The organism is Lysobacter sp. Soil_N_23 (assembly GCF_057656135.1).
This window is the reverse complement of the sequence record NZ_JBDGKY010000012.1, coordinates 37156-50076: the sequence shown is the minus strand read 5'-3', so window position 1 is coordinate 50076 and position 12921 is coordinate 37156. Positions and strand designations below refer to the sequence as shown.

The following is a 12921-nucleotide window of genomic DNA, read 5'->3' as shown; positions in this document are numbered from 1 at the left end:
TCCCGCGAAGGCGGGAACCCAGTGTCTTTGTTCTCATGGGTGAAAGCAAAAGTCGCAGGGTTCCCGCCTTCGCGGGAATGACGGTTCATGGTGATCGGATGCCAATGCCCGGTTCCCGCCTGCGCGGGAACGACGGGCAAAGAATTCCGGTTCCCGCTTGCGCGGGGAACCGGTCGATCAAACTGCGTCGGCGCGCTTGGAGCCAGCTTCCAGCCCCGATTTCAGGCTCGCTTCGACGAACTCGTCGAGGTCGCCGTCGAGGACCTTCTGCGTGTCGCTGCGCTCGATGCCGGTGCGCAGGTCCTTGATGCGGCTCTGGTCGAGCACGTAGTTGCGGATCTGGCTGCCCCAGCCGATGTCGGACTTGGTCGCCTCGACCGCATCGCGCTCGGCGTTGCGCTTCTGGATCTCGAGTTCGTACAGCTTGGCGGCCAGCATCTTCATCGCGTTGTCGCGGTTCTGGTGCTGGCTGCGACCGGTCTGGCAGGCCACGACAATGCCGGACGGAATGTGCGTGATGCGCACCGCCGATTCGGTCTTGTTGACGTGCTGACCACCGGCGCCGGAGGAGCGGTAGACGTCGGTGCGCAGATCGGCCGGGTTGATGTCGATGTCGATGTTGTCGTCGACTTCCGGCGACACGAACACCGAAGTGAAGCTGGTGTGGCGGCGGTTGTCGGAGTCGAACGGCGACTTGCGCACCAGGCGGTGCACGCCGGTCTCGGTCTTGAGCCAGCCATAGGCGAAATCGCCCTCGACGCGCAGCGTGGCCGACTTGATGCCGGCGACGTCGCCGCCGCTGACTTCCATCAGCTCGGTCTTCCAGCCGCGCGACTCGCACCAGCGCAGGTACATGCGCAGCAGGATTTCGGCCCAGTCCTGGGCTTCGGTGCCACCGGCGCCGGCCTGGATGTCGACGAAGGCGTTGGCCGCGTCCATCTTGCCGGAGAACATGCGGCGGAACTCGAGCTTCTCGACTTCCTTGGCATAGCGTTCGACGTCGTCGACCACCGCCAATGCGGTGCCCTCGTCGTCTTCCATTTCCGCCAGCTCCAGCAGCTCGCCCGCGCCATTGAGGCCGTCGGTGAGGTTGCGGATGCCATCGACGACCTTTTCCAGGGAGGAGCGCTCACGGCCCAGGCCCTGGGCACGCTCGGAGTCGTTCCAGATGTCGGGGCTTTCGAGTTCGCGGTTCACTTCTTCGAGACGTTCGACTTTGCTGTCGTAGTCAAAGATACCCCCTAAGCGAATCCAGCCGACCGGTGAGGTCGGCGATGCGCTGGCGGACGGGATTGAGTTCGATCATGTCCGTGCGGTGCGGTCAAAGGAACCGCAAATTGTAGCAGCCGCGGGGCCGCCGGGGCCTGCCGGGACCCGCGCCCCTGCCCCCTGCCCCTGTGCAACGTGACCAGCGGTCAGCGGAACTTGAACGGTCCGGGGCGCCAGCTGTTGTCCGTGTAACGGCTGACCGGGCTGCCGTAGCCGCTGCTGGAGCCGTAGCCCTGGCCGAAGCCGCGGCCGGAATCGCGCCCGCGACGGCGATGCATGCGCTCCTGGAGCTCGTCGCGACGTCCCTGCAGCCAGTCGGCACGACCGACGGTTTCGGGCTTCAGGCCGCGCCGTTCGGCCTCGCGCTCGCGGAACTCGCAGAAGTCGTCGTAGGCCTCGATCTCGTGCGACAACTTGCGCGCGCACAGCTCGATCATGACCGCGTCGTCGAGGAAGCCGAACACCGGGATGTCATCGGGGATGATGTCGACCGGAGCTGCCAGATAGTTCAGGGCGGCACGCACCCGCAGAGCATCCTCGTCCGACAATGCCCAGGCATCGTCGCGCAGCATCGCAATCAGCGTGCCCAGGGCCGGCAGGCGCTGCTTGACGAAGGCCGGCGGATTGCCCTGCTGTGCCTTTTCAAGCAGCACGGTGGCGGCCGCCACGATCTCGTCGTTGCTTTTGCTGCCCGCGTCCTTTTTGGCGGATTCGATCTGGCTGGTGAACCTCTCCAGGTCCTCGTCCGACAGGTCGATCGTGAGGGTCAACGACATGGCTTGCTCCGTGGTCGGTGAAGGCGATCCACTCAGCCTAGGGACTTGTTTGTTGAATCCGCGTCAATGCCGGTCCCAGCGGTGGCCGGCCCGCGGCCGACTGCCCCCCTGCTCCGCCGTCGGCGGGAAGAGGCCTGAGCGGCAAGGCTGCCAGGCCATCCGTCGCCCGCCACGCCGGGTACGGGGCGCTGTCCGACTGCGCCGGCGGCCGGTGCTCGTGGTGCTGCCTGTACTCGCCGCCTGCCGGACAGTCCTATGCAGGTTCGCGGTGCACTACCACCAATTGCACGGCATCACCGCCACGGTAGTCATCGGGCTCGAGGCGATAGGCGATACGCAGGCGACCCGGCGGCGCATGGCCGAGCCAGCCGCCGAACTCGATTGCATTGAGTTGCACGCCGGCAAAGCCAAGCACCAGCTTGAGGTGGCGTTCGCCGACCACGCGCCAGCTCACCACGTCGAACTCGCCATCGAACTGTGGCTCCGCGAAGCCCTGTCCCCACGGACCGCCATCGCGCAGCACCTCGGCGCTCGCGCGATTGAAATCGGCAACGCCCAGCTCACCATCGCTGAGCACGTCGGCCTGCAACAACTCCGGGGTCAGCGCCGCTTGTGCGACCTGCTCGAAAGCGCTGGCGAATGCAGGATAAGCTTCGACGCGCAGGGACAGGCCTGCCGCCATTGCGTGGCCGCCGAAGCGTTCGATCAGCGTCGGATGGCGCGCCGCGACATCGGCCAGCGCATCGCGGATATGGAAGCCCGGGATCGATCGCGCCGAACCGCGCAGCGTGTCGCTCCCCGGTTCGGCCGGAGCGAACGCGATTATGGGACGATGCAGCCGCTCCTTCATCTTCGACGCCACCAGCCCGACCACGCCGGGATGCCACTGCGCGTCGTACAGGCAGACCGCACTGCGCGCGCTTTGCTCGATCACGCTCACGCGCGCCAGCGCCTGTTCGGCTTCGTCGGTCATCTGCTGCTGCACGGCGCGACGTTCGCTGTTGATCTCGTTCAACGTCGCGGCGATGTCGCGCGCTCGTGCCAGGTCGTCGGTCAACAGGCATTCGATGCCGAGCGCCATGTCCTCCAGGCGCCCGGCTGCATTGAGGCGCGGGGCCACGGCATAGCCGATGTCGGAGGCGGTCAGGCGACTGGCGTCGCGCTGGGCCACTTCGATCAGCGCGCGAAGGCCGACGCTGCCCTGCCCTGCGCGCAGTCGGCGCAGACCGGCGGCGACAAGCGCACGATTGTTCGCGTCCAGCGGCACCAGGTCGGCGACGGTGCCGACAGCGACCAGGTCGAGCAGCGTCGTCAGGTCCGGCCCCTGCCCGGAGAAAGCCCCTTGCGCGCGCAGGTGACGGCGCAGCGCCAGCAGCACGTAGAACATCACGCCGACGCCGGCCAGGACCTTGCTTGGGAACGGGTCGCCGTGCAGGTTCGGATCGACGATGGCATCGGCCGGCGGCAACTGCTCGCCGGGAAGGTGATGGTCGGTGACCAGCACCTTCCAGCCACGCGCCTTCGCCGCGGCGATGCCGGCATGGCAGGCGATGCCGTGATCGACCGTCACCAGCAGCTCGGGCTGCAACGCCGCCAGTTCCTCCACCAGCGCCGGCGACAGGCCATAACCGTGAACCATGCGATTGGGCACGGCGTGCGAGACGCGGCGTGCACCGAGCATGCGCAAGCCGCGCACGCCGACGGCGCAGGCGGTGGCGCCATCGCAATCGAAATCGCCGACCACGACGATGTGGCGATCCTCGGCTATCGCGACCGACAACAGCGCCACGGCGGCATCGAGGCCGCCCAGGTCGTCGGGTGCCAGGAGGTTGGCAAGGCGCGGCTGCGCCTGGTCGATGCTGGTCGCGCCACGCGCCGCGTACAGACGACGCAGCAGCGGCGACAAGGTGTCAGGCCATTGTCCGGCCTGCTCGCATTCGCGCCGGCGCAGCCTGGCTTGCGGCTTCATGCGGCGTTGCCGGCTGCGCCAGCAATGAACGAGCGCAGCGGCTTGCGCCAGAAGCGCCAGCGCTGGCTGCGCGACAGGGCGTAGCGGGCACCGTCGGCGAAGTCGAACTGCAGGCCGTCGACCTGGCCCTGCGCCAGCGCCAAGACCAGCGGAGCAAACCAGTCGCGCTCGAGCAATGCCAGGTCGCGCGCGTCGCGCAGATCGAACAGCGCGTCCTTGCCATTGCCGGGCCATGAAACTGGGCGTGCATCGACCTGCGCGCCAGACAGCGTGACCAGCGCTGTCAGCGCCTCGTCGTCGCTGGCGATGCGGGCGAAGCCGGTGCGGACATGGTCGGGCAGAATCCCGGCGCCCCAGAACCAGAGCGAGTTGACCGGTGCCAGCCCAGCTGCGGCGCGCTCGGCATTGAGCGGGTGGTTGTGAAGCACGACCTGGGCTTCGCTCAGCAAGGCGCGCCAGCGGCGACCTTCATTGCCTTCCGGCAACTGGTCGAACATGTCGGCGCCGAGCGCCTGCTCGGGTGAGGTGAACTCGGGGAGCTTGGCGCCGAGCGGAAGGCGCAGATACCAGCGCGACGGTACTGGCGCGTCGATCGGGAACCCGGCATCGCCGAAAAGCGGTTTGAGCGGACGCAACAGTGCCGCCGCGTCGGCTGCGGACAGGCCCAGGGCCTGCCCGTACGACAGCAACCGCGCACCGTTGATGTCCGGCTGCACGTAGGCCGGATCGGCGCGCAGCCAGACCGCGTTGGCGGCGTCGCCGGCGTCGCGCTGGCGCGCGGCAGCGGCGACCGGCCAGCCGCGCGGGAGCACGTCGAGCACGCGCGCCATCTGCGCGCGTCCGTCCTGGGAGGGATCTGCTGCCGCCTGGCTGCGGTCGGCGCGGGCCAGGGCCTTGCCCGTGGCGGGCGAGAGCCGCTGCCCGCCGAAGCGATCGCGTGCCGGCAGCAGCAGCGTGATCATCAGCCGGCGTAACTGACGCCGACGATCTCGTACTCGCGGATGCCGCCGGGCGCTTCGATGGTCACCGTATCGCCTTCGTGCTTGCCGATCAGCGCACGCGCCACCGGCGATGAAATGGCGATCAGGCCCTGCTTGATGTCCGCTTCCAGGTCGCCGACGATCTGGTAGCTGCGCTCCTCGTCGGTCTCGCTGTCGGCCAGCTCGACCTTGGCGCCGAACACGACCCGCGAACCGGCATTGAGCGATGTCACGTCGATGATCTGCGCATGCGACAGTTCGGCTTCGAGCTGCTTGATGCGGCCTTCGATGAAGCCCTGCTGCTCGCGCGCGGCGTGGTACTCGGCGTTCTCCTTGAGATCGCCATGGGCACGCGCCTCGGAGATCGCATTGATCACGGCCGGACGCTTGACCGACTTGAGCTCTTCAAGTTCGGCGCGCAGGCGCTGGGCGCCGTGCAGGGTGATGGGTGCTCGCATTGCTGTTTCCTTTGGATCCGGCCCAACGGCCGGCTACGGCTTCGATAGCCGATTCTCTATCAGATGGTATCAAGCCGTCATCCCCGCGAAGGCGGGGATCCAGCGACGTTGCTCATTTTTCCCGTCATTCCCGCGAAGGCGGGAACCCAGGGACGTTCGCTCTTGCCGGGAAACCCAAGTCGCTGGGTCCCCGCCTTCGCGGGGATGACGGTGACAGGCGCGGCCTCAGGCCGCGCCGTCGATTTCCTTGTGCAGCTCCTGCAGCGACCACACCGGGCCGGTGCCGCGGTACTCGAGCGAATTGACCAGCGCACGCGCGCCCGACACCGTCGTCGAATAGGTCACGCGATGCTGCAGCGCTTCGCGGCGGATCGAGAACGAGTCGTTGATCGCCTGGCGGCCTTCGGTGGTGTTGACGATGTAGACCAGCTCGCCGTTCTTGATCAGGTCGACCACGTGCGGACGGCCTTCGGTGACCTTGTTGATGCGCTCGCAGCTGATGCCCTGCGCAGTCAGGAAGGCATGCGTGCCCTCGGTGGCGACCAGGCTGTAGCCGCGCTTGACCAGGTCCTGCGCCACCGGCAGCACGCGGGTCTTGTCCGGATCGCGCACCGAGACGAACACCTTGCCGCCCTGCGGCAGCGCCTTGATGCCGCCGGCCTCCTGCGCGCGCGCCATCGCCGCGCCGAAGTTGCGGCCAACGCCCATCACTTCACCGGTGGAGCGCATCTCCGGCCCGAGGATCGGGTCGACACCCTGGAACTTGGCGAACGGGAAGATCGCTTCCTTGACCGAGTAGTACTCCGGGATGATCTCCCTGGTCGCGCCCTGCTCGGCCAGGGTCTGGCCGACCATGCAGCGCGCCGCGATCTTGGCCAGCGCCATGCCGGTCGCCTTGGACACGAACGGCACCGTGCGCGAGGCACGCGGGTTCACTTCGATCAGGTAGATGGTCTCGTCGCCCTTCTCGTCGAAGGTGATCGCGAACTGGGTGTTCATCAGACCGACGACCTTGAGCGACGTGGCCAGCGCCCGCACCTGGTCGCGCAGCTTGTCCTGCACGGCCGCGGTCAGCGAGTACGGCGGCAGCGAACACGAGGAGTCGCCCGAGTGCACGCCGGCTTCCTCGATGTGCTCCATCACGCCGCCGATCAGGACGTTGCCATCCTTGTCGGCGATGACATCGACGTCGACTTCCACGGCGTTGTCGAGGAAGCGGTCGAGCAGCACCGGCGAATCGTTGGACACCTTGACCGCGTCGCGGATGTAGCGCGTCAGGTCGGCGTCGCCGTAGACGATTTCCATCGCGCGGCCACCGAGCACGTAGCTCGGACGCACCACCAGCGGGTAGCCGATCTGCGAGGCCAGCAGCAACGCTTCTTCCGGGTTGCGTGCGGTGCGGTTGAGCGGCTGCGCCAGGCCCAGGTCCTGCACCAGCTTCTGGAAACGCTCGCGGTCCTCGGCCAGGTCGATGCTGTCCGGGGTGGTGCCGACGATCGGCACGCCGTTGGCTTCCAGTGCGCGCGCCAGCTTCAGCGGCGTCTGGCCGCCGTACTGGACGATCACGCCCTTGGGCTTCTCCAGGTCGGCGATCTCGAGCACGTCCTCAAGGGTGAGCGGCTCGAAGTACAGGCGGTCGGAGGTGTCGTAGTCGGTCGAAACCGTCTCCGGGTTGCAGTTGACCATGATGGTTTCATAGCCGTCCTCGCGCAGGGCGAGCGCGGCGTGCACGCAGCAGTAGTCGAACTCGATGCCCTGGCCGATGCGGTTGGGACCGCCGCCGAGCACGATGATCTTGTCGCGGTTGGTCGGGTTGGCTTCGCACTCGTCCTCGTAGGTCGAGTACATGTAGGCGGTGGTGGTGGCGAACTCGGCCGCGCAGGAGTCCACGCGCTTGTACACCGGGCGCACGCCGAAGGCGCGACGCAGGGTGCGCACGGCGGTCTCGTCGGTGCCGGTCAGCTGCGCCAGGCGCGCGTCGGAGAAGCCCATGCGCTTGAGTGCGCGCATGCGGTTCCTGTCGAGCGCGGACAGGCCGGCATCGGCGACCTGCTTCTCGGCGGCAATGAGTTCTTCGATCTGATCAAGGAACCACGGATCGACGAACGACAGCGCGTGCACGTCTTCCACGCTCATACCGGCGCGGAAGGCATCGCCGATGAAGAACATGCGCTCCGGGCCCGGCTCCTTCAGCTCGCGGCGCAGCGTTGCCAGGTCCTGCTCGCTGGCCAGGTCCAGGCCGGTGGGGTCGAGGCCGACCTTGCCGGTCTCCAGGCCGCGCAGGGCCTTGTGCAGCGATTCCTGGAAGGTGCGGCCCATCGCCATCACCTCGCCGACCGACTTCATCTGCGTGGTCAGGCGGGCGTCGGCCTGCGGGAACTTCTCGAAGGCGAAGCGCGGAATCTTGGTGACGACGTAGTCGATCGTCGGCTCGAACGAGGCCGGGGTGGCGCCGCCGGTGATCTCGTTGCGCAGCTCATCGAGGGTGTAGCCGATGGCAAGCTTGGCGGCGATCTTGGCGATCGGGAAGCCGGTGGCCTTGGATGCCAGCGCCGAGGAACGCGACACGCGCGGGTTCATCTCGATGACGACGACGCGACCGTCCTTGGCGTTGATGCCGAACTGCACGTTGGAGCCGCCGGTATCGACGCCGATCTTGCGCAGCACCGCGATGGAAGCATCGCGCAGGCGCTGGTATTCCTTGTCGGTGAGGGTCTGCGCCGGAGCCACCGTGATCGAGTCGCCGGTGTGCACGCCCATCGCGTCGAAGTTCTCGATCGAGCACACGATGATGCAGTTGTCCGCCTTGTCGCGGACCACTTCCATCTCGAACTCCTTCCAGCCCAGCACCGACTCCTCGACCAGGATCTCGTGCACGGGCGACAGCTCGAGGCCGCGCTTGGCGATCTCCTCGAACTCTTCCTTGTTGTAGGCGATGCCGCCGCCGGTGCCGCCGAGGGTGAACGACGGACGGATGATGGTCGGGTAGCCGACCCGGGTCTGGATGTCGACGGCCTGCTCGAAGCTGCGCGCGACCTCGGCCTTCGGGCACTCCAGGCCGATCTCGGCCATGGCGACGCGGAACAGCTCGCGGTCTTCGGCCATGCGGATCGCGTCGCGCGAGGCGCCGATCAGCTCGACGTTGTACTTCTCCAGCACGCCGTTGTCGGCCAGGTCGAGCGCGCAGTTCAGCGCGGTCTGGCCGCCCATCGTCGGCAGCAGCGCGTCCGGTCGTTCCTTGGCGATGATCTTCTCGACCGTCTGCCAGTTGATCGGCTCGATGTACACGGCGTCGGCCATGTTCGGGTCGGTCATGATGGTCGCGGGGTTGGAATTGACCAGCACCACGCGGTAACCCTCGTCACGCAGGGCCTTGCATGCCTGGGCGCCTGAGTAATCGAATTCGCAGGCCTGGCCGATCACGATCGGGCCAGCGCCGATGATCAGGACGGTCTTGATGTCGGTGCGCTTGGGCATGGTGTCCTCAGTAAAGTCGTTCCTGCCACGCGGGGGGCGCGAGCCAGGTGATCTGTCCGGGCGATCGCACACTCGAAAGAGGTGCTGCCATCGCTCCGTGGTTAACCGCAGCAAGCCGGCCCGACGAGGGCGTGACCTGCCGCATCGAATTGCAACTGCCCATCACGCCTTGGGCAACTCCACACCGCACTGCGACTGCACTTTCGCCGCCAGCGTTGCCTGCAGGTCCTGCGGCAGGTCCACTTCCGGGAAATCGCGCTTGAGCACGGCCGCCGCCGGACTGGACATGAACTTCGCCACGTCGTTCAGCTGCTCGGGCGTCAACCCGTCCATGAACGTTTCCGGCTCCGGGCGCGGTTGATTGCGCACGGTCGCGACGACGCCGCTGCGGACGAACTCCATGAAGCGCGCACCGCCCGGCGTCTGCGCGAAGCGCTCCCAGTCCTCGACCACCGCGGCATCGCCGAACAGGTCGCGGAAGGCGTTGTTCAGTGCACCGGCGAAGGCCGGCCGGACCAGTCCGCTGACGCAGGTGCGCTCGCGGTTGCTGTAATGGGACAGCTCCGGCGAGCGGTCGAACTTCTCGTCCATGGTCAGCGCGAACGCTTCGTCGAAACCCAGCAATTGCTGGACCCGCACCACCTGGCTGTCGGTCGGCACAGCTGCCGCGGCCACGACGGGCAGCAGCATCAGTGCGACCGCGGCCATGCGGCGCAGCGCCTGGGTCACTTGGCCTGCTCCATCATCGCCACGAAGCGATCGAACAGCGGAGCGACGTCGTGCGGGCCAGGGCTGGCTTCCGGATGTCCCTGGAAACTGAAGGCCGGGGCATCGGTCAGGGCGATGCCCTGGTTGGTGCCGTCGAACAGCGAGCGATGGGTCACGCGCACGTTGCCCGGGAGCGTGGGCTCATCGACCGCGAAGCCGTGGTTCTGCGAGGTGATCATCACCCGGCCGCTGTCGAGGTCCTGGACCGGATGGTTGGCGCCGTGGTGGCCGGTGCCCATCTTCATGGTCCTGGCGCCACTGGCCAGCGCCAGCAGCTGGTGGCCCAGGCAGATGCCGAAGGTCGGGATCCTGGCCTTGATGAATTCGCCGATCGCCTTGATCGCGTAGTCGCACGGCTCCGGGTCGCCCGGGCCGTTGGACAGGAACACACCGTCGGGCTTGAGCGCGAACACGTCCGCAGCCGGCGTCTGCGCCGGCACCACCGTCAGGCGGCAGCCGCGCTCGGCGAGCATGCGCAGGATGTTGTGCTTGACGCCGTAGTCGTAGGCGACGACGTGGAAACGCGGCGGCGCCTTGACGAACTCGTTGCGATCCAGGTCGAGCTGGCCGTCGGTCCACTCGTAGCTCTTGGCCGTGGTCACTTCCTTGGCCAGGTCCATGCCCTTGAGGCCGGGGAACTTGCGTGCGGCTTCCAGTGCCTTCTCGACATTGATCTCACCTGCCATCAGCGCACCGTTCTGCGCACCTTTCTCGCGCAGGATGCGGGTCAGCTTGCGCGTGTCGATGTCGGCGATGGCGACGATGCCGCGCTTGGCCAGCCACTCCGGCAGCGACACCTGGCTGCGCCAGTTGCTCGGGCGGCGCGGCACGTCGCGCACGATCAGGCCGGCAGCCCAGGCCTGCGCGGCCTCGTCGTCCTGGTCGGTGCAGCCGGTGTTGCCGATGTGCGGATACGTCAGCGTCACCATCTGGCGCGCGTACGAGGGGTCGGTGAGGATTTCCTGGTAGCCGGTAATGGCCGTGTTGAACACGACTTCGCCGACCGAAAGGCCGGGCGCGCCTACGGAAACGCCCTCGAAGATGGTGCCGTCTTCGAGTGCGAGGATTGCGGGTTGGGTCACGGGGATCGCCTTGGCTGCCGGGGGGTGCTGACACCCCCACCGCTGCGCAGATGCCGGAATGCCCGAGTCGGCAAAAACCGGCCTGCAGCAAAGCGCGGACGCGGTGCGGGACCGGTCCGACGGAAGGGGTTCAGGCGAGCGGGAATTCTAGCGGTCTGCGGCCCCGGACGCCAGCCTTGAATGAATGGCGGCCAGAGATTCTTCAGCCTCGCAGCGGCCTGGCGAGGGCCCGTAGCAGGGCTCGCGCCCCGTCAGGAGCGGTCACGCTCGCCAATGGCGGGTCAGAGCAAATCGCGCAGTCGGTACTGACCGGGCAGCTTCGCGGACAGTCTGGCCGCCGCATGCAGTGCCCCGCGGGCAAAGATGTCGCGGTTGGTCGCCCGGTGCACCAGCTCGATCCGCTCACCGGGCGCGGCGAACTGCACCAGGTGTTCGCCGACGATGTCGCCGGCGCGCAGCGATGCGTAGCGCGGCTGCGCCCCGCCCTGCTCCGCACTTGCGCCCAAAGCCAGGGCCGTGCCCGACGGCGCGTCCTTCTTGTGCACGTGGTGCGATTCGACGATGTCGCAGTCCCAACCGGGCAGCGCGGCCGCGGCCCGCTCGACCAGTTCGCTGAGCACCGCCACCCCGAGGCTGAAGTTCGCCGCCCACAGCAGCGCGATTCGCCCGGCCGCCGCGTCCAGGGCGTGGCGCTGTCCGTCTTCCAGACCGGTCGTTCCAGAGACCAGCGCCGCACCGCGGTGCGTGCACAGTTCGAGGATCGCGTCGAAACCCTGCGGCAAGCTGAAATCGATGGCGACGTCGAAAGGCGGCACCCCCGACAGTTCCGCCGCGGCGAAATGCGGCACGCCATCGACCACGCGCTGCGAAGGTTGCGAGCGCGAAACCGCTGCAACCACGACGACATCGTCGCGCTCGGCGGCAAGGCGAAGCAAAGCCTGGCCCATGCGGCCGGTGACGCCGTGGATCAGCACACGGACTGGCGGGTTCGGATCGCTCATGCGCGCAGGCTAATCGCGCATTCAACGCGCGACAAGGGCCGATCGTGGCCGAATAGAACTTCTGCTCGACCATCGGGCCCAGGCAATGGTGATGTCCTGGCCGCAGCCGGGCCTGCACTCGCGAGATGACAGCACGTAATCGTCGGCAACTTTACCGGCCCGCGAAGACGACTCGTTGTCGCTGACCACACGCCCCGGCAGCCCCCAAGCGCTCGACTTAGTAAGGGACAGGGCTGCCAATGTCGTTGAGGGTGGCGCGTGCACAGCCTTGCACCGCCAGTTGGAACCCCTTGATCACGTTGCCCGAGATTATCGAAGGTTGCGCATCGCAGAAGACGGCCCGGGAGGCCTCGCTGTAGACGTTGATCCCCAGGTCGTTGTCACGAATCGTAACCCTGGGTTCGACCGGGCCATTCATGCCGGGCTGCAGCGATCGGCCGACATAGATGCCGTTGGCGGAACCAACGGCGTTGCGGTCGTCGAGACCGCGGATCCGGTTTCGCATGATGGTTCCGGCGCTGCCATTGGTGCTGATACCGGTGACCGGGCCGTTCGCCGAAACGCCGGCGATGAGGTTGTCGGTGATATCGACCGAACCCACCGTTGATATGGCCGTCGCGCTGGTACCCGCTCCCGATGGCCGAGGGTCGCTGGTGTCGAGAATGATGTTACGGCGAATCACAGACCCATCACCGTAGACCTCGATTGCATTGTTGCGCATGCCCATCAGCCGATTGTCCTCCACGATATTCCCGCCGTAAGAGTCCATCAGCAAAATCCCCACGGAGAATCCCGTCAGCGCGCAGTTGCGGACGCTGACATGGCGATGCCCACCCATCGAAATACCTCGACTGAAGACGCTCGTGTCCGGGCGACCATCGATTCCGAAGTGCTTGCAATCGATCGTCACCCGATCGGAGTTGATGTCGATCGCGACACTGGCCACACCATTGGGGACGGCAACCGGAGGAACCGCCAGGTTGCCCTTGAGGCAGTAGACGCCAGCAGTGTGAATCGAGATCGGCAACTGGGTGATGAAAGCGCTGCAGTCATCAAAGCTGTCGGCAGCCCTCGCAGGCGGGAACATGCTCCAGATCAGCAGGCAGCAGAATGTCAGTCGCATCAGCATGGTCGTCGCTCC

General features: G+C 66.9%; 10 protein-coding genes. All 10 read right to left on the bottom strand.

The window, feature by feature from the left end:
* Positions 1-177: 177 nt before the first annotated feature.
* A protein-coding gene (prfB, locus tag AC3A3X_RS10670; RefSeq protein WP_487583002.1) for a peptide chain release factor 2 occupies positions 178-1306 on the bottom strand; the annotation gives its coding sequence in 2 pieces (ribosomal slippage) (positions 178-1230 and positions 1232-1306; 1128 coding nt in all).
* Between the two features lie 109 nt (positions 1307-1415).
* Positions 1416-2045, bottom strand: coding sequence for a YkvA family protein (locus tag AC3A3X_RS10665; protein WP_487583001.1), 630 nt, complete (start codon positions 2043-2045; stop codon positions 1416-1418).
* A 253-nt stretch (positions 2046-2298) separates the two neighbouring features.
* Positions 2299-4014 carry a single-stranded-DNA-specific exonuclease RecJ gene (gene recJ, locus AC3A3X_RS10660; protein ID WP_487583000.1) on the bottom strand — a complete coding sequence of 572 codons (1716 nt, stop codon included), beginning with the start codon at positions 4012-4014 and terminating at the stop codon, positions 2299-2301.
* Entirely contained in the window at positions 4011-4976 is a 966-nt protein-coding gene (locus AC3A3X_RS10655) for a phosphoglycerate mutase (protein WP_487582999.1), read from the bottom strand. Before AC3A3X_RS10655 ends, recJ begins: the two co-directional genes overlap by 4 nt.
* On the bottom strand, positions 4976-5452 hold the full coding sequence (greA, locus tag AC3A3X_RS10650; protein ID WP_487582998.1) for a transcription elongation factor GreA: 477 nt from the start codon (positions 5450-5452) through the stop codon (positions 4976-4978). Before greA ends, AC3A3X_RS10655 begins: the two co-directional genes overlap by 1 nt.
* Before the next feature lie 225 nt (positions 5453-5677).
* Positions 5678-8929: a carbamoyl-phosphate synthase large subunit gene (carB, locus tag AC3A3X_RS10645; RefSeq protein WP_487582997.1), complete on the bottom strand. Its 3252-nt coding sequence runs from the start codon at positions 8927-8929 to the stop codon at positions 5678-5680.
* Between the two features lie 162 nt (positions 8930-9091).
* Positions 9092-9658: a hypothetical protein gene (locus AC3A3X_RS10640; protein ID WP_487582996.1), complete on the bottom strand. Its 567-nt coding sequence runs from the start codon at positions 9656-9658 to the stop codon at positions 9092-9094.
* The gene (gene carA / locus AC3A3X_RS10635) at positions 9655-10779 is read right to left on the bottom strand and encodes a glutamine-hydrolyzing carbamoyl-phosphate synthase small subunit (RefSeq protein ID WP_487582995.1); all 1125 of its coding nucleotides are present in this window, start codon (positions 10777-10779) and stop codon (positions 9655-9657) included. Before carA ends, AC3A3X_RS10640 begins: the two co-directional genes overlap by 4 nt.
* Before the next feature lie 281 nt (positions 10780-11060).
* Entirely contained in the window at positions 11061-11780 is a 720-nt protein-coding gene (gene dapB, locus AC3A3X_RS10630) for a 4-hydroxy-tetrahydrodipicolinate reductase (protein WP_487582994.1), read from the bottom strand.
* A gap of 217 nt (positions 11781-11997) precedes the next feature.
* Positions 11998-12909 (bottom strand): right-handed parallel beta-helix repeat-containing protein, encoded by a 912-nt coding sequence (locus tag AC3A3X_RS10625; RefSeq protein WP_487582993.1) that lies wholly within the window; start codon positions 12907-12909, stop codon positions 11998-12000.
* Positions 12910-12921 lie beyond the last annotated feature (12 nt).